A 17,075-nucleotide genomic window follows, 5' to 3' on the forward strand; every position below is an offset into this window, starting at 1 on the left:
CTGACAGTACTGCCGCCCCGTGTGTTGCGTCCGGGTGCCGATTAAGGAAGTTGAAGAGTGTCGCGCCGATCCCGGGGCCACTGCGGAGCCCCGGGACGCGCGTGCTCGTCAGAGGTTGGTCATGTCCACGGGGATACGGGCGTCAACGCCGTCGCGGAGGACCGTCGCCTCGATCAGACCGTAGGGGCGGTCCGCGGCGAAGTAGACCTCATTGTCGTTCTTGAGGCCGAAGGGCTCCAGGTCGACGAGGAAGTGGTGCTTGTTCGGGAGCGAGAAGCGGACCTCGTCGATCTCCGAACGGTGGTTGATGATGCGCGAACCCATCTGGTACAGGGTCTGCTGCAGCGACAGGGAGTAGGTCTCCGCGAAGGCCTGCAGCATGTGCTTGCGGGTCTCGGCGTAGGACTTCTCCCAGTTGGGCATCCGCTGCTCGTCGTCCGACCAGTTGAAGCGCCAGCGGGCCGACACCTGGGTGGCCAGGATGCGGTCGTACGCCTCCTTCAGGGTCGTGTACTTGTCCTTCACGTAACCCCAGAACTCGGAGTTCGTGGAGTTCATGACGACGAGGTCCTTGAGGCCGGAGATGACCTCCCAGTTGGTGCCGTCGTACGTGATCTGGGTGACGCGGGTCTCCATGCCCTCACGGACGAACGAGTGGTTGACCTCGTCGGAGCCGATGAACTTGGAGTTGGCGTCGGAGGAGGCGATCCGGGACCAGGAGTACTCCTCGATCCGGATGCGCGCGCGCTGGATCGGCTCCTGGCTGTTGACGAACCAACGCGCCAGGTGGATGCCGAACTGCTCGGCGGACTCGATGCCGTACTCCTTGGCGAACGCGTACACCGTGTTCTTGGTGGTGTCCGTCGGCAGGACGTTGGCGTTCGAGCCGGAGTAGTGGACGTCGTCCATGTCGCCGGAGAGGGCGACCGAGACGTTGAGGTCCTTGATGTGGTGGGTGTCGCCGTCCCGCGTGATCTTGACTACGCGGTTCTCTGCTTTCCCGTACTGATTCTGGCCGAGAATCGTGGGCATGTCTGCTAGCTCCCTCGGTAAACGGAGTAGCCGAACGGGTTGAGCAGCAGCGGTACGTGGTAATGCTCGCCCGGGTTCACCGCAAAGGTGATGGTGACCTCCGGGAAGAACGCACCGCTGTCCCTTACGCGGGGGGCGTCCTGCTGCGCCTCGGCTTGCTTCTTCGAACTGTGCTTGTTCAGGAAGTACGTCTCGGTCTCGAAGTCGAGACGCACGTGGGTGGTGCCCTCCGGCAGGGCCGGCAGGTCCTTGCAGCGCCCGTCCGCATCGGTGGCGGAGCCGCCCAGGGCCGCCCACTCGCCGCCCGGACCCGTACGGGCCGACAGGGAGATGGCGACACCCTCGGCGGGCTTGCCGATGCTGGTGTCCAGGATGTGCGTGGACACCGACGCGGTGGTCTCGGTGCTCATGGCGTGCTCACTCTCCTTCTACGAGGCGGGTCAGACGGATCCGGTTGATCTTGACGAGCTCGCCGCGGGCGATTTCCCGCTCCGCTTCCGGCGAATTGTCGATCCGGACCTTGACCGCGTCCCGCATGAACTCACCGGTCGCACCGGTGGCGCAGATGAGGAAGACGTGGCCGAACTTCTCCTGGTACGCCAGGTTCAGTTCGAGGAGCTCGTTCTTGAGGTCCTCCGAGGCACCGGCCATGCCACGCTGCTCGCGGGCGGAGGTCGGGTCTCCCGGCTTCGGCCGGCCGATCGGCGCGTGGCCCCCCATCGCCTCGGCCAGGTCCTCGGCGGTGAGCTCCGCCATGGCGGACTCGTTGGCCGAGAACAGGGCGTCGGCGGTGGTGAAGGGGCGCTGGGCGAGCAGTTTGCTCCCCCATGCCGAGCTGGCACAGACCTCGTGCAGTTCGGCCGTGGCCGCGCTGTCGTCCAAAGCGTTGAACCGGGTGAGACCCGGGGTCGGACTCGAAGTCACGGTAGGCCTCCGTGGCCTGTTGTTGCTTGACGGGCTGCGCATAGCTAACGCCCTCGACAACACCGCGTCAACACTTTGTTGAAACTTCGCGTACACAAAAGCCGCCGCCCGGATGAATCGGGCGGCGGCTCGTCACCGTGCGTCAGACGCCGTTCACGCTTGGCTGTTCTTGTTCGGGTTTTCCCTGTTCAGGTAGTTGTAGACCGTGAAGCGGCTTACCCCCAGGGCCCCCGCGACCGTTTCCACACCGTGCCGCACGGAGAAGGCGCCACGCGCCTCCAGTATGCGCACCACGTCCTGCTTGGACTTCCGGTCGAGCCGGGCCAGGGGCACTCCGTGGCGCCGCTCCAGCGCGGCCAGAATGTGATCCAGCGAGTCGGACAGCTGGGGCAGGCGCACGGCCAGCAGGTCCTGACCCTCCCAGGTGAGCACGACGTCGTCGGGCTGCGCCAGGGAGGGATCCATCAGCTCGCCGCCGATGGCGTCGACCAGCGGCTTGACCGCGGTGACGAACGGGTGGTCGCGGGGCTCGGTCACGGGGTCTCCTCCCGGATCACATTCACCTGGAGCGAGACGCGCGTGGCTCCGGCCTCCAGCGAATCGCGCAGGAGCGCGGAAACGGCGGTGAGCACCTCGTCGGAACCGCCCTCGGCGGTGTTGCCGAAGGGGCCGACGTCCACCGCGTCGAGCTGCGCCTTCTGGATGACCTCGCGAGCGGCCACGGCATGGGCGGGGGCCTCTTCGAGATCGAAGGGCTCGGTCGTGAATTCCACTCTCAATCGCACGCGGTCAAGCTACCCCGCGCTCCGGAGGTTTCGGCAGTCCGCACTTGACAGCCACGCGAACCTCGTTGCAGTCTTCCATCAAGCAGAAACTAACTTCCGCAATACGGAAGGAGCGCACACCCCTCATGGGATACACGGACCAGCGCTTCGATGTAAACCTTTCGATCCTCTACACGGAACTCCCGCTCCTGGAGCGTCCCGCGGCCGCCGCCGCGGCGGGCTTCACCGCGGTCGAGCTGTGGTGGCCCTGGATCGAGACCCCCACACCCGCCCAGGCGGAGCTCGACGCCCTCAAGAAGGCTCTTGAGGACGCCGGCACCCAGCTGGTGGGCCTGAACTTCTACGCCGGCCGGCTGCCGGGTCCGGACCGCGGCGCGGTCTCGGTCCCCGGTGAGGAGTCGGAGCGCTTCAACGCCAACATCAACGTGGCCGCCGACTTCGCGGCCTCGGTCGGCTGCAAGGCGCTGAACGCCCTCTACGGCAACCGCGTGGAAGGCGTCGACCCGGCCGCCCAGGACGAGCTCGCCCTGCAGAACCTGGTCGTGGCCGCCCGCGCCGCGGACCGCGTGGGCGCGATCCTCCTGATCGAGACCCTCAACAAGCCCGAGTCGCCGCTCTACCCCCTGGTGAGCGCGCCGGCCGGCATCGAGGTCGTGGACAAGGTGAACGAGGCCACCGGTCTCGGCAACGCCAAGTTCCTCCTCGACCTGTACCACCTGGCGATGAACGATGAGGACCTCTCCGAGGTCATCGAAAAGTACGCCGCCAAGACCGGGCACGTCCAGATCGCGGACAAGCCCGGACGCGGTGCCCCCGGCACCGGCGAGCTGCCCCTGGAGGAGCTGCTCGACCAGCTGAGGAAGGCCGGATACGAGGGCTACGTAGGCCTGGAGTACAAGGCCGCCGACGCTGCCGCTTCCTTCGCATGGCTGCCGGCCGAGGCCCGCGCCGCGAAGTAGGCGGACCAAGTCCGGGCGATCAGCCAGGCACCTCACGCACTTTTCGTACCAAGCATGAAGAGAAGGACCCTCATCATGAGCAACCCCGCTGCGCTCCCGTCGATCGCCTGGGTCGGTCTCGGCATCATGGGCTCCCCCATGGCCGAGAACCTCCTGAAGGCCGGCTACTCGGTCACCGGATTCACCCTGGAGCAGGACAAGCTGGACCGCCTCGCCGCCGCCGGCGGCACCGCGGCCGGCTCGATCGCCGAGGCCGTCAAGGACGCCGACGTCGTCATCACGATGGTGCCCGCCTCCCCGCAGGTCGAGGCCATCGCCTACGGCGAGAACGGCATCCTGGAGAACGCGAAGTCCGGCGCGCTGATCATCGACATGTCGTCGATCACCCCCCAGACCTCGATCGACCTCGCCAAGAACGCCGCCGAGAAGGGCATCCGCGTCATCGACGCCCCGGTGTCCGGCGGCGAGGCCGGCGCCATCGAGGCCGTACTGTCGATCATGGTGGGTGGCGAGCAGGCCGACTTCGACGAGGCCCTGCCGGTCCTGGAGGCCCTCGGCAAGACCATCGTCCTGTGCGGCCCGCACGGCTCCGGCCAGACGGTGAAGGCCGCCAACCAGCTCATCGTCGCGGTGAACATCCAGGCGTGCGCCGAGGCCGTCGTCTTCCTGGAGAAGTCCGGCGTGAACCTCACCGCCGCCCTGGACGTCCTCAACGGCGGTCTGGCCGGCTCCACGGTGCTGACGCGCAAGAAGGACAACTTCCTGAACCGCGACTTCAAGCCCGGCTTCCGGATCGACCTGCACCACAAGGACATGGGCATCGTCACCGACGCCGCCCGCAACGTGGGTGCGGCCCTCCCGGTCGGCGCGGTCGTCGCCCAGTTGGTCGCCTCGCTGCGCGCCCAGGGTGACGGTGGCCTGGACCACTCCGCCCTGCTCCGCGCGGTCGAGCGCCTCTCCGGCGCGCAGATCTGATCACGGATCCGAACGCCCTTCCCCCCACGGGGACCTGAGTTTCCGGATGGTGCCGGTGCTGACACCTGTCCTGTCGCGCCCAAGCGCCGGCACCGTCCGGATTTCCTCTCCACACTCTTTCTTTCAACAAACTGTTGACGTCGAGTTCACGCCGAAATTAGGCTGTTCCGCATGACGGAAGATGCATTCCGCCAGCAGTTTCCCGTACGGAAGGTCACCATGTCGAAGCGCACGCTGACGACCGAGTCCGGCGCCCCGGTCGCCGACAACCAGAACTCCGCCACCGCCGGCGTCGGTGGCCCGCTCCTGGTCCAGGACCAGCAGCTCCTTGAGAAGCTTGCCCGCTTCAACCGTGAGCGCATCCCGGAGCGTGTGGTGCACGCCCGCGGCTCGGCCGCGTACGGCCACTTCGAGGTGACCGACGACGTCACCGCCTACACCAGCGCCGCGTTCCTGAACACGGTCGGCAAGAAGACCGAGACCTTCCTGCGGTTCTCCACCGTCGCGGACTCCCTCGGTGGCGCGGACGCCGTCCGCGACCCGCGCGGCTTCGCGCTGAAGTTCTACACCGAAGAGGGCAACTACGACCTCGTCGGCAACAACACCCCGGTGTTCTTCATCAAGGACCCGATCAAGTTCCCCGACTTCATCCACTCGCAGAAGCGCGACCCCTTCACGGGCAAGCAGGAGCCGGACAACGTCTGGGACTTCTGGGCGCACGCCCCCGAGGCCACGCACCAGATCACCTGGCTGATGGGTGACCGCGGCATCCCCGCGTCCTACCGCCACATGAACGGCTACGGCTCCCACACCTACCAGTGGACCAACGCCCAGGGCGAGGCCTTCTTCGTCAAGTACCACTTCAAGACGAACCAGGGCGTCCGCAGCCTCTCCAGCGACCAGGCCGCCGAGCTCGTCGGCAAGGACGCGAACTCGCACCAGACCGACCTGCTCCAGGCGATCGAGCGCGGCGTGAACCCGAGCTGGACCCTCTACGTCCAGGTGATGCCGGCCTCCGAGGCCGCGGACTACCGCTTCAACCCGTTCGACCTCACCAAGGTGTGGCCGCACAGCGACTACCCGCTGCAGCGCGTGGGCCGTCTGGTCCTCGACCGCAACCCGGACAACGTCTTCGCCGAGGTCGAGCAGTCCGCGTTCTCCCCGAACAACTTCGTCCCGGGCATCACCGCCTCGCCGGACAAGATGCTCCAGGGCCGTCTCTTCGCGTACGCCGACGCCCAGCGCTACCGCCTCGGCGTGAACCACACCCTGCTGCCGGTCAACGCCCCGAAGGCGACCACGGCCGACAACTACGGCCGCGACGGCGTCATGGCGCTGCGCAACGGTTCGCGCCACGACAAGAACTACGAGCCCAACTCGTACCGGGGTCCGGCCGAGACCGGTCTGGCGCTCGGCGCCCCGAAGGCCGTCTCCGGCTACACGGGCACCCACGAGGCCCCGGCCCACACCAAGGACGACGACTTCTTCCAGGCCGGTGAGCTCTACCGCCTGATGTCGGAGGCCGAGAAGCAGCGTCTGGTGGCGAACATCGCCGGCGGCCTGTCCCAGGTCACCATCGAGGACGTCATCGAGAAGAACCTGGCTCACTTCCACGCCGCGGACGCCGACTACGGCAAGCGCGTCGAGGAGGCCGTCCGCGCCCTGCGCGACGCCTGAGCCGCTCAACTGTACCGGGGGCCTGACGGGAGGTCAGGTCCCGGGTGCTGAGCCCGCACCGCGGACCCGGATGAGGGGTGGTACGCGGTGGGGGCAGGACGAGGACCGCGGCGGGCGTGCGAGCCAGTGCGGTGGTAATGGGTTCCGAGGCCCGTCTCTTGACCTGAGGGAGACGGCGCCGGAGTTCTCGTCGCCGCCCGCCGCGGTCCCAGCCTCTTCCTTCCGTACAGGGGCCGTGCACAGAGTCCCCCGTACCGGAGGGGAACCACCCTCCCCCAACACTCCGCCCGGCGGTGCGAACGTCCTGTCGCGCCAGCCTCGCACCGTCGGGCGGTCACAGCCGAAGCGCCGAGTCACGGACGGTCCCGTGACCCGGCGCTTTGTCGTGCGCGGGATGCGCCCGCCCCGACCGCCCCCCGGCGACCGGGGCGGGCGCTCAGCGGCCCGCCGCCGGTCGCCGTCGGGCCGCGATGGCAGCCGGGTCCCAGCCGGGCCGGGGCACGGAGTCCAGCAGCAGCCGGGTGTACGCGTCCTCGGGGGCGGACAGCAGCGTCGCCGTCGCACCCTGTTCGACGATCCGGCCGGACCGCATGACGACCAGCGAGTCGGTCACGGCCCGTACGACGCCCAGGTCGTGGGTGATGAACAGGTACGCGATGTCCGTGCGGGCGCGGATCTCCGCGAGCAGGTTCAGGATCTGCGCCTGCACGGAGACGTCCAGGGCCGCCACGGCCTCGTCCAGCACCAGCACCGCCGGCTCCACCGCGAGCGCCCGCGCGATCGCTACCCGCTGGCGTTGGCCGCCCGACAGCTCGCGCGGTCGGGCCGCCGCCTCCCGGTCGCCGAGGCCCACCTGTTCCATGAGTTCCGCGACCCGGGGTCCGGGATCGCGGTCGGGGAAGTGCAGCCGCAGGGTCTCGCGCACCGCCTCGCCCGCCGGGACCCGGGGGTCCAGCGACAACAGCGGGTCCTGGAAGACCAGTTGTACTTCGCGGGCCCGGTGCAGCCGGGCGGACCGGCCGCGCACCGACGGGGCCCGCAGCCGGCCCCGTACGAGGACCTCGCCCGCGTCGGCCCGCTCCAGGCCGGTCACGATCCGGGCCGTGGTGGTCTTGCCCGAACCGGATTCGCCGACGATGCCGAGCGAGCCGCCCGCCGGGACGGAGAAGGAGACGTCGTCGACGGCGCGCACGGCGCCGTAGGCGCGGGCCAGGCCGCGGACTTCCAGTACCGGGCTCACGAGTGCACCTCCGCGTGGTGACAGGCCACGCCGGAGCGCGGGGTCGGGACCTCGGCGGCGCACGGATCGGTGGCGCGGGCGCAGCGCGGGGCGAAGGCGCAGCCGGTGACGGTCGTGCGCAGGTCCGGCGGCCGGCCGGCGATCGCGGCGAGGGGCCCCGGGGGCGCGTCGAGGCGGGGGGTCGCCGCGAGGAGCGCCTTCGTGTAGGGGTGCCGGGGGTGCTCGAAGAGGGCGGCGGCGGGGCCGGTCTCCACGATGCGGCCCGCGTACATGACGTGGACCCGGTCGCTGATGGCCGCCGCGAGTTCCAGGTCGTGGGTGACGAACAGGAGCCCGCAGCCCTCGCGTTCCCGCAGCCGGGCGAGGAGGGCGATGGTCTCGGCCTGGGTGGTGGTGTCGAGGGCGGTGGTGGGTTCGTCGGCGAGCAACAGCCGGGGTCCGGGCAGCAGCGCGGCGGCGATCATGACGCGTTGCAGCATGCCGCCGGACAGTTCGTGGGGGTACTGGCGCAGGACGCGGTCGGGCAGGCCCACCGCGTCGAGGAGTTCGGCGAGCCGTCCGTCGGGGACCTTGACGCCCGCGTGCCGCAGCCCCTCGGTGAGGAAGTCGCGGAGGCGGCGCAGCGGGTTCATCGCGGCGCGCGGGTCCTGGAAGATCATCGAGGCGGTGTGGGAGCGGAGTTCGCGGAGCGCGGCGGGGGTCATCGTCAGCACGTCCCGGCCGGCGACCCGCACCGATCCGCGGACCTGCGCGCCGGGCGGCAGCAGCCCGAGCGCGGAGCGGGAGGTGAGGGACTTGCCGGAGCCGGACTCGCCGACGAGGGCGACGGTCTCGCCGGCCTCGACCGTCAGGTCCACTCCGGCGAGCACGGGGCGCGGGAAGCCGGGCAGCGTCAGGTGGAGCCCTTCCACTTCGAGTACGGGGCTCATGCGGCGCGCCCCGAGACCCGGTCGGCGAAGCGCTCGCCGACGACGTTGAAGGCGACGACGGTGAGGATCACCGCGAGGCAGGGGGCGAGCGCGGAGAGCGGCGCCCCGTCGAGGATGGCGGACTGGCCGTCGTTGATCATGGCTCCCCAGTCGGGGGTGAGGGGCGGCACGCCGAGGCCGAGGAAGGACAGGGCGGCCAGGTCGAGGAGTGCGTAGCCGAAGTTGACGGTGGACTGGGCGAGGACGACGGGCGCGATGTTCGGCACGAGGTGGCGTAGGCAGATCCACGCCCCGGAGAAGCCCTGCACCCGGTACGCCGCGAGGTAGGGCTTGCCGACCTCGGAGAGCGCGAGGCCGCGGGCGAGCCGGCCGACGAACGGCGTGTACGCGAGGGACAGCGCGACCATCGGGGCGATCAGCCCGCGCCCGTACAGCGAGACGAGCAGCATGGCGAGGAGCAGCCCGGGAAAGGCGAGCAGCAGTTCGCTGGTCCGGGAGAGCAGGGCGTCGACCCAGCCGCCGCGCCAGGCGGCGGTGACGCCGATGACCACTCCGAGGAGGGTCGACAGGACGACGACGCCGAGCGGGCCGAGGAGCGAGGTGCGGGCGCCGACGATGAGACGGGAGAGGGTGTCCCGGCCGCTGATGTCGCCGCCGAGCGGCAGGTGGGGCGTGGGGTTGGCGAGCGAGGCCCCGAAGTCGACGGCGTTCGGGTCGTGCGGCGCCAGCCAGGGGGCCGCCAGCGCGACCAGGACCACGAGGACGGCGAAGCCGAGGCAGATCCGGTGGAGCCAGGCACCGCCGGCCTTGCGGGCCTTGGTCCGCGCGGCCGCGGGCCGCAGCAGGAGTGCGGTCATTCGGAGCTCCTGGTGCCGAGCCGGACCCGGGGGTCGATGAGCGGGTGGACGAGGTCGACGGCGAGGTTGACCAGCACGAACAGCGCGATGGTCAGCAGGGAGATCGCCTGGACGACGGGGAAGTCCTTGACGGTCACGGACTTCGCGAGGAACTCGCCGAGCCCGCCGAGGCCGAACGCGGACTCCACGAGGATCGTGCAGACCATCAGCCCGGAGAGGGCCAGTCCGGCCTGGGTGACGACGGTGCCCAGCGCTCCGCGCAGTACGTGGCGGCGTACGACGGTGCGTTCCGGCACGCCGCGGCTGCGGGCGACGGTGACGTGGTCCTGTGCGAACTGCTCCAGCAGGGAGGCCCTGGTGACGCGGGCGAGCACCCCGACGAAGGGCAGGGCCAGGGCCACGGCGGGCAGGACGAGGTGGTGGAGGGTGTCGAGGAAGCCGTCTCCGCTGCCGAGCACGGGGAACCAGCCGAGCCGGACCGAGAACAGCGACAGGAGCAGGATCGCGGCGATGAAGGACGGGGTGGCGACGGCGACCGAGGTGGTGATCAGGACGGCCTGGTCGGTGCGGCGCCCGCGCACGGCGCCCGTCAGGCCGAGCAGCAGTCCGCCCGCGATGACGAGGAAGGCCGCCATCCCGATCAGGGCGAGGGTGACGGGCATCCGGGAGGCGACCAGGTCGACGACGTCGGAGCGGTACTGGACGGAGGTGCCCAGGTCTCCCGTGACGACACCGCCGAGCCACTTCCCGTACTGGACGAGGAACGGGTCGTCGAGGTGGTAGTGGGAGCGGATCGCCTCCAGCGCCTGGGGGCTCGCGCCGCGACCGCCGAGCAGGAAGGTCTCGGGCCTGCCCGGGGCGAGGCGGATGGAGGCGTGGACGAGGAACGAGGCGACGAGGAGGGTGGCGAGGAGTTCGCCGATCCTTCGCAGCAGGAAGCGGACGAGGTCGGGTCTCGGCATCACGGGGCCCCCACTTCGGCCGCCCAGGGGGCGTACATGTACGAGATGCCGGTCGGCGCTCCGGTGATCCTCTTGTTGAGGAACAACGGACCGGGGTACTCCGCCACCGGCAGGCACAGGGCCGCGTCGGCGGCCATCCTGGCGAGCCTGGCGGTCAGCACCCCGCGTTCGGCGGGGTCGTACTCGGCCGTCGCCCGGTCGACGAGGGCGTCGTACTCCGGCGCGCTGTAGCCGGCGTAGTTCTCGAACTGGCCGGTGCGGAAGTTGCCGTACATCGCCAGCGGGTCGCTGAGCGACAGGTAGTACGTGAAGGGGAAGAGGTCGAGGCCCTTGCGCGCCTCGGGGTCGGAGAACAGCGCGGTGAAGGCGTCGGGTGCGACGGTGCGGATCTCCATGTCGAGGCCGATGCGGCGGCCCGCGTCCTGGACGGCGGTGGCGAGCAGGGCGACGTCCGGGCCGAGTGGGCTGGAGGCGACGGTCACCTTCTTCCCGCGTGCGCCGGCCTCGTCGACGAGACGTTTCGCCTCGGTCAGGTCCCGTTTCACGGGGGGCAGCCCGGCCAGTTCCCGGGCGACGGGTTCCTCGGGCATCCCGCGCCAGACGTCCTTGACCACCAGGGAATTGGTGGGGGTGGCGGCCCCGCGCATCGCGCCCTGGGCGAAGCCCTCGCGGTCGAGGGCCAGCATCAGGGCGCGGCGCACCCGTACGTCGGAGAGGGTGCCGCCGAGGTCGGACACGGCGAGGTTGACGGTGGTGAGGCTCTGGCCCTGGTGGACGGTGCCGTTGTCGGCCGCGCGGAAGCGGGAGAGGGACTCCGGGGGCACGGCGAAGGAGCCGTCCACCTCGCCGGTGAGCAGGGCGTTGGTGCGGGCGGCGGAGTCGGGCAGGAAGACGAAGTCGACGTGGCCGGCCTTGGCCCGCTTGCCCCGGTAGCCGTCGAAGCGGTCCAGGCGCAGCGAGGCGCCCTGTTCCCACTTGCCCAGTGTGAACGGGCCGGTGCAGTCGAGGCCGCCGTCGGCGGTGCCGAACCTGCGGCCCTGCTCGCGCATGGTGGCGGCGTTGGCGACCGTCCCGGCGGAGTTCGCCATGGCCTGCGGGAAGAGCGCGTCCGGGGCCTTGAGGTGCACGGTGACCTGGAGCGGGCCGGTCTTCTCGACGGAGGCGACGTTCTTGAAGTCCTCGGCCCAGTACGAGCCGAGTTCGGGGTCGAGGTGCCGGTTCAGGCTGGCCACCGCGTCGTCGGCGGTGAGGGTGGCGCCGGAGTGGAAGCGCACGTTCGGGCGGAGGTCGTAGACCCAGGTGGTGGGGTCGGGGTTGGACGCCTTCTCGGCGAGGCCGGGTTCGACGGTGAGCTGGGGCGTCCAGCGCATCAGGGATTCGCAGACGTTGGCGAGGACGGTGTTCTGCGGGTAGTCGAAGGCGTAGAGGTAGTCGAGCACGGGCGGTTCGGCGTACAGCGCCCAGGTGAACCCGTCGATGTCGCCGCGAGCGGCGGGTGTGGCGGTGGAGAGGTGTGTTCCGGTGGTGCCGGCGTCACCGGCCGGGGCCGCGCAGCCCGCGCCCGTGAGGATCAGGGCGAGGACTGCGGCGGCGGAACCGGCCAGGCGGTGCCGTGAGGGGATCGGCATGCACGCTCCTTGGCGGAGTTTGGCGCTGGGAGGACCTGCTGGTCAGCGGGCCTGCGCGTCGAGTGGCTCGGTGAGCCGGCCGTACAGCTCGGGGCGGCGGGTCTGCATCAGTCCGAAGTCGAGCCAGTCGCGACGCTGGTCGAGGTCGAGGTCGGCGACGAGCACGGCGGGCCGGTCGCGGGGGGCGCGCAGCATGACACGGCCGTAGGGGTCGGAGATGAAGGAGGACCCGTAGAAGGTGGAGCGGCCCTCGATGCCGACACGATTGGGAACGATCATGAAGAGCGCGTTGGCGAGGCCGTTGGCGCTGATCGCGTGCTCCCACATCGGCCGGGTGTCGAAGTCCGGGAGGTCCACCTCGGAGCCGATGGCGGTCGGGTGGACGAGGATCTCGGCCCCGTGCAGGCCGTAGGCGCGCGCGAGTTCCGGGAACCACTCGTCCCAGCAGGTCGGGAAGCCGAAGCGGGCCCCTTCGAGGAAGGCCACGGGGAAGCCGCTGTCGCCGGGGCGGAAGCAGAGGTCCTCGCGGTAGCCGGGGAAGGCGGGGATGTGGTTCTTGCGGGTGCGGGCGAGGAGCTTGCCGTCCGGGGCCACGCACACCGCCGTGTTGTAGCCGAGCCCGCCGTCCTCGGCGCGCTCGTAGAGGGAGGCGTGCACCGTGATGCCGAGTTCCCCGGCGAGTTCGGCGGCCAGGGCGACCGTGGGCCCGTCTTCCAGGTCTTCGAGGTGACGGGCGGCGCCGTCGCCCATGGGGTCGTCGGTGTTGCAGAAGTACGGGCTGCGGGTGAGTTCGGGCAGGCAGACGACCTTGGCGCCCTCGGCCGCCGCGATACGCACGCCCTCGCGCAGGTGCTCGTCGTGCTCGTCCTCGTCCGCGTACCAGCGCATCTGCACGAGGCCGACGCGCAGCGGCACCCGCTCGGCGGACTCCGTTCGGGCCGGGGACCCGAGCGGGGAACCGTCGCTGACGAGGAGTTCGTATCCGGTGGGGGTGCGGGTGGTGGGGGTGGGGGCGGATGCGGCGGGCCGGCGCGCGGTGGTGGCGGGGGTGGTGGGGGTGCTCATGCGTTCAGGTCCTTCGGGAGCTGCTGGGTGATGCAGTGGACGCCGCCGCCGCCGAACGCGATGACGGGCGCGGGGACCCCCACCACCTTGCGGCCGGGCAGCGCCTCGGCGAGGACGGCGAGGGCGGCCTCGTCCTCGGGCGTGCCTGCGACGGGCACCACGCAGCCGCCGTTGGCGAGGTAGAAGTTGAGGTGGCAGACCTCGACCGGGGTGCCCTCGACCTCGCCGTGGGAGGTCTGCGGGACGGTGACGATCCGCAGGGCGCGGCCGCGGGCGTCGGTGGAGGCCTCCAGGACGGCGAGGTTGGCGCGCATCCGGGCGTGGTCGGGGTGGGCGGGGTCCTCGGGAAGGGAGACGACCACGGTGCCGGGGGCGACGAAGGCGGCGACGCCGTCGACGTGGCCGTCGGTCTCGGTGTCCTCCAGGCCCCCGTACGGCAGCCAGATGATCTTCTCGACGCCGAGCCGGCGCCTGATCTCGTCCTCGATCTCCGCGCGGCTCATGCGCGGGTTGCGGTTCGGGTGCAACAGACACTGCTCGGTGGTGATCAGGGTGCCCTCGCCGTCGACGGTGATGGCACCGCCTTCGAGGATCATCGAGGAGTGCGCGCGCGGGATGCCGAGCCGGTCCAGGAGGAGCGAGGCGAGCTTGTCGTCGGCGGTCCAGGGGTAGTGCTTCTCGCCCCACGCGTTGAAGCGGAAGTCGACGCCCACCCGGTCGCCCTGCTCGTCGTAGGCGAAGATCGGGCCGGAGTCGCGCAGCCAGGAGTCGTCGATCGGCAACTCGATCACCTCGACTCCGGGATCGTCGCCGAAGACGGCACGGGCCTCGTCCACCGAGTCGGCCGCGGCGATCATGATGACCGGTTCGAAGTCGGCGATGGCGCGGGCCACCGCCGCGTACTCGCGCCGGGCCGCCGCGAAGGCCGGTCCCCACAGGGCGGGCCGGGTGGGCCACGCCATCAGGCAGGCCTCGTGCTCGGCCCACTCGGCGGGCATGCGGGGGTATGTCGGGCTCGGCGGACTCAGCGGACTCATGGGAGAGCTCCTTTGGCGCGGGCTGGGCTGGTGGGGCTGATGGGGCGGGTACGAGGTGGGTGATCGCGGCCGGCGTGCATCCCGTCGACCTCACGAATGCATCCTGACTGAAATTTCAGTCAGGTGAACAGTGACTGAAAATCCAGTCAGCAATCCCGGTGGGAGCTATCGTGGGACCTGACTGAAAGGTCAGTCAAGAGCCAGGGACGGAAAGGTGCGAACAAGAGTGGCCGATCGCCAATCGTTGATCTTGGAAGCTGCCGTACGCGTGATCGCCCGCAACGGCGTCAGGGGACTGCGCGTCGAGGAGCTGGCGTCCGAGGCGGGGGTGTCCACGGCGCTGATCTACTACCACTTCAAGGACCGGGCCGGCTTGATCCAGCGGACCCTCGCCTTCATCAGCGACCGCGCCACCGGTTACACCGACGAGGCGCTCGACGACTCCGAGGACGCCCGGGGCGTACTGCTCCAGTTGCTGCTGAGCGAGCTCCAGGACACCACCCGGGTCCGCGAGAACAGCATCGCCTGGGGCGAGTTGCGGGCCAGCGCGATCTTCGACACCGACCTGCGGGAGACGCTGGCGGACTCCACCCGCACCTGGAACCGGGACACCGCCGATTCGATCATGGACGCCCAGGTGGCGGGGCTCGCCGACCCCCGGGCGGTCCCGCTGGACGTCGCCGAGCGGCTGACCGCGCTGGTGGAGGGGTTGAGCGAGCGCTGGCTCAGCGGTTCGCTGGCCCTGGACCGCGCCCGCGATCTGATCGCGGGCGCGCTGGACGCGGAACTCGGCGCGCATCCCGGAAAGTGACGCGCCGCGCCGGGGTCGTCCGGGCCACCACCGCCCGAACGACCCCGGCGACCCCCGCAACCCCGGCGACCCGAACAGCCCTTGTGCGCCCGGCGGCGCGTACCGCCTCGGCGCCCCCGGCGACGGAACGCGGAACGGCCCCCGCCCCTCCTGCCGGAGGGACGGGGGCCGTCGGGGTCGTGGCGGGCACGACCCACCGCTTCACGCTCAGACGGTCAGCGGGCGGATCGCGGTCGGGGCGTGGCCCGGCTCGGTCGCGAGCTCCTCGAACTCGGTGACGTCACTCATGTCGACCGTCTTGCTCATCGAGATGTTGGTGACGCGCTCCAGGATGGCCTCGACGACCACCGGGACGCTGTACTCGGCGGCGAGCTTCTTGGCCTCCTCCAGGGCGGCACCCAGCTCGTTCGGGTCGGTGACCCGGATCGCCTTGCAGCCGAGGCCCTCGACGACCTTGACGTGGTCGACGCCGTAGACACCCAGCTCGGGGGCGTTGATGTTCTCGAATTCGAGGTTGACCTCGAAGTTGATGCCCAGGCCGCCCTGCGCCTGACGGATCAGCCCCAGGTAGGCGTTGTTCACCAGGACGTGGACGTACGGGATCTTGTGCTGCGCACCGACCGCCAGCTCCTCCAGCATGAACTGGAAGTCGTAGTCGCCGGAGAGGGCGACGACGGGGGTCTGCGGGTCGGCGGTGGCGACACCCAGCGCGGCCGGGATCGTCCAGCCGAGCGGGCCGGCCTGGCCGCAGTTGATCCAGTGGCGCGGCTTGAAGACGTGCAGCATCTGCGCGCCGGCGATCTGGGAGAGGCCGATGGTGGTGACGTAACGCGTCTCCGGGCCGAAGGCCTTGTTCATCTCCTCGTAGACGCGCTGCGGCTTCATGGGGATGTTGTCGAAGTGCGTACGACGCTGGAGCGTGCCCTTGCGCTCCAGGTGCGAGGCGACCCAGGCGCTGAAGTCGGGGAGCTTGCCCTCGGCCTTGAGCTCCTTGGCGACCTCGATGAAGATCTCCAGCGCGGCCTTGGCGTCGGAGGCGATGCCGAGGTCGGGGGCGAAGATCTTGCCGATCTGGGTGGGCTCGATGTCGACGTGGACGAACTTGCGGTCGCCGAGGTACGCGTCCAGGTTGTAGCCGGTGTGACGGTTGGCCCAGCGGTTGCCGATGCCCAGGACGAAGTCCGACTCCAGGAACGTGGCATTGCCGTAGCGGTGCGAGGTCTGCACACCGACCATGCCGGCGGCCAGCTCGTGGTCGTCGGGGATGACGCCCCAGCCCATGAGGGTGGAGATGACCGGGACACCGGTCAGCTCGGCGAACTCGACCAGCAGGTCGCAGGCGTCGGCGTTGATGATGCCGCCACCGGCGACGATCAGCGGACGCTCGGACTCCAGCAGGAACTGGATGGCCTTCTCGGCCTGCTTGCGGGTCGCGGCCGGCTTGTGCACGGCCAGCGGCTCGTACAGGTCGGGGTCGAACTCGATCTCGGTCAGCTGGACGTCGATCGGCAGGTCGATGAGGACCGGGCCCGGACGGCCGGAACGCATCAGGTAGAAGGCCTGCTGGAAGACGCCGGGGACCTGCGCGGCCTCCAGGACCGTGGTCGCGGCCTTGGTGACGGGCTTGGCGATCGAGGCGATGTCGACGGCCTGGAAGTCTTCCTTGTGCAGCTTCGCGACCGGCGCCTGACCGGTGATGCACAGGATCGGGATCGAGTCCGCGATGGCCGAGTAGAGGCCGGTGATCATGTCGGTGCCGGCGGGGCCGGACGTACCGATGCAGACACCGATGTTGCCCGGGGTCGTGCGGGTGTAGCCCTCGGCCATGTGCGAGGCGCCCTCGACGTGCCGGGCGAGGGTGTGGTTGATGCCACCGACGTTCTTGAGCTCGCGGTAGAACGGGTTGATCGCAGCGCCGGGCACGCCGAACGCTTGCGAAACGCCCTCGCGCTTGAGGATCTCCACTGCAGCGGCGGCGGCTGTCATACGAGGCATCGAGTTCTCCTGCGGGTCTGGCGGTCAGGCTTTTCCGTAATCCGGAAGTTTTGTTCTGCTATACGGAACAAGCTAAGCGGCCACTCCGGGGCGCGTCAAGGCGCTTCGGCACCCCGGAACCCACCAAAAGCCGCTTCTCGCTCGGTGACTTGTACGAATGACCATGGCGCGACGGGAAATCGAGGACGCGCCCGCGCCG

The 17,075-nt window shown here is 70.1% G+C and carries 17 protein-coding genes; 4 read left to right on the forward strand and 13 right to left on the reverse strand.

Annotated features, from left to right (window positions below; translation table 11 throughout):
- Positions 1–108: 108 nt before the first annotated feature.
- The 5 genes from pucL to OG906_RS08345 all read right to left on the reverse strand — a co-directional run bounded on the left by pucL (position 109) and on the right by OG906_RS08345 (position 2,741).
- On the reverse strand, positions 109–1,032 hold the full coding sequence (gene pucL, locus OG906_RS08325) for a factor-independent urate hydroxylase (RefSeq protein ID WP_267796022.1): 924 nt from the start codon (positions 1,030–1,032) through the stop codon (positions 109–111).
- Between the two features lie 5 nt (positions 1,033–1,037).
- The gene (gene uraH, locus OG906_RS08330) at positions 1,038–1,442 is read right to left on the reverse strand and encodes a hydroxyisourate hydrolase (protein WP_053676788.1); all 405 of its coding nucleotides are present in this window, start codon (positions 1,440–1,442) and stop codon (positions 1,038–1,040) included.
- A gap of 7 nt (positions 1,443–1,449) precedes the next feature.
- Positions 1,450–1,956 carry a 2-oxo-4-hydroxy-4-carboxy-5-ureidoimidazoline decarboxylase gene (gene uraD, locus OG906_RS08335; RefSeq protein WP_267796021.1) on the reverse strand — a complete coding sequence of 169 codons (507 nt, stop codon included), beginning with the start codon at positions 1,954–1,956 and terminating at the stop codon, positions 1,450–1,452.
- Positions 1,957–2,109: 153 nt separating this feature from the next.
- Positions 2,110–2,493 (reverse strand): helix-turn-helix domain-containing protein, encoded by a 384-nt coding sequence (locus OG906_RS08340; protein ID WP_329441366.1) that lies wholly within the window; start codon positions 2,491–2,493, stop codon positions 2,110–2,112.
- A complete protein-coding gene (locus OG906_RS08345) occupies positions 2,490–2,741 on the reverse strand; it encodes a hypothetical protein (protein ID WP_267796019.1) in 252 nt (83 codons plus the stop codon). The genes OG906_RS08340 and OG906_RS08345 overlap by 4 nt, the downstream gene beginning before the upstream one ends.
- A 125-nt stretch (positions 2,742–2,866) precedes the next feature.
- Between OG906_RS08345 and OG906_RS08350 the strand changes: the two genes are divergently transcribed.
- The 3 genes from OG906_RS08350 (at position 2,867) to OG906_RS08360 (ending at position 6,352) form a co-directional block, all read left to right on the forward strand.
- Entirely contained in the window at positions 2,867–3,700 is an 834-nt protein-coding gene (locus OG906_RS08350) for a TIM barrel protein (protein ID WP_267796018.1), read from the forward strand.
- A 75-nt stretch (positions 3,701–3,775) separates the two neighbouring features.
- Positions 3,776–4,675, forward strand: a complete 900-nt coding sequence (locus tag OG906_RS08355) for a 2-hydroxy-3-oxopropionate reductase (protein ID WP_266950471.1) — start codon at positions 3,776–3,778, stop codon at positions 4,673–4,675.
- A 219-nt stretch (positions 4,676–4,894) separates the two neighbouring features.
- Positions 4,895–6,352, forward strand: a complete 1,458-nt coding sequence (locus tag OG906_RS08360) for a catalase (protein WP_267826755.1) — start codon at positions 4,895–4,897, stop codon at positions 6,350–6,352.
- Positions 6,353–6,788: 436 nt separating this feature from the next.
- Here OG906_RS08360 and OG906_RS08365 read toward each other — a convergent pair whose 3' ends face one another.
- From OG906_RS08365 to OG906_RS08395, 7 genes are read right to left on the reverse strand one after another with little or no spacing between them, the layout of a single operon-like run.
- Positions 6,789–7,592, reverse strand: coding sequence for an ABC transporter ATP-binding protein (locus tag OG906_RS08365; protein WP_329441372.1), 804 nt, complete (start codon positions 7,590–7,592; stop codon positions 6,789–6,791).
- Positions 7,589–8,521 carry an ABC transporter ATP-binding protein gene (locus OG906_RS08370; RefSeq protein ID WP_329441373.1) on the reverse strand — a complete coding sequence of 311 codons (933 nt, stop codon included), beginning with the start codon at positions 8,519–8,521 and terminating at the stop codon, positions 7,589–7,591. The genes OG906_RS08365 and OG906_RS08370 overlap by 4 nt, the downstream gene beginning before the upstream one ends.
- Positions 8,518–9,378: an ABC transporter permease gene (locus OG906_RS08375; RefSeq protein ID WP_329441375.1), complete on the reverse strand. Its 861-nt coding sequence runs from the start codon at positions 9,376–9,378 to the stop codon at positions 8,518–8,520. Before OG906_RS08375 ends, OG906_RS08370 begins: the two co-directional genes overlap by 4 nt.
- Positions 9,375–10,340 (reverse strand): ABC transporter permease, encoded by a 966-nt coding sequence (locus tag OG906_RS08380; RefSeq protein ID WP_329441376.1) that lies wholly within the window; start codon positions 10,338–10,340, stop codon positions 9,375–9,377. Before OG906_RS08380 ends, OG906_RS08375 begins: the two co-directional genes overlap by 4 nt.
- Positions 10,340–11,968, reverse strand: coding sequence for an ABC transporter substrate-binding protein (locus tag OG906_RS08385; RefSeq protein ID WP_329441378.1), 1,629 nt, complete (start codon positions 11,966–11,968; stop codon positions 10,340–10,342). The genes OG906_RS08380 and OG906_RS08385 overlap by 1 nt, the downstream gene beginning before the upstream one ends.
- 42 nt (positions 11,969–12,010) lie before the next feature.
- Positions 12,011–13,033: a nitrilase-related carbon-nitrogen hydrolase gene (locus tag OG906_RS08390; protein WP_329441380.1), complete on the reverse strand. Its 1,023-nt coding sequence runs from the start codon at positions 13,031–13,033 to the stop codon at positions 12,011–12,013.
- Positions 13,030–14,070, reverse strand: a complete 1,041-nt coding sequence (locus OG906_RS08395; RefSeq protein WP_329441382.1) for an agmatine deiminase family protein — start codon at positions 14,068–14,070, stop codon at positions 13,030–13,032. Before OG906_RS08395 ends, OG906_RS08390 begins: the two co-directional genes overlap by 4 nt.
- 226 nt (positions 14,071–14,296) lie before the next feature.
- On the opposite strand from OG906_RS08395, the gene OG906_RS08400 reads away from it, so the two are divergent.
- Positions 14,297–14,881, forward strand: coding sequence for a TetR/AcrR family transcriptional regulator (locus OG906_RS08400; protein WP_329441383.1), 585 nt, complete (start codon positions 14,297–14,299; stop codon positions 14,879–14,881).
- Positions 14,882–15,088: 207 nt separating this feature from the next.
- Here the strand turns inward: OG906_RS08400 and gcl are convergent, their stop codons facing one another.
- On the reverse strand, positions 15,089–16,876 hold the full coding sequence (gene gcl, locus OG906_RS08405; protein WP_329441386.1) for a glyoxylate carboligase: 1,788 nt from the start codon (positions 16,874–16,876) through the stop codon (positions 15,089–15,091).
- Between the last annotated feature and the right edge of the window lie 199 nt (positions 16,877–17,075).

The sequence above is a fragment of the Streptomyces sp. NBC_01426 genome (genome assembly GCF_036231985.1).
Taxonomy (GTDB): domain Bacteria; phylum Actinomycetota; class Actinomycetes; order Streptomycetales; family Streptomycetaceae; genus Streptomyces.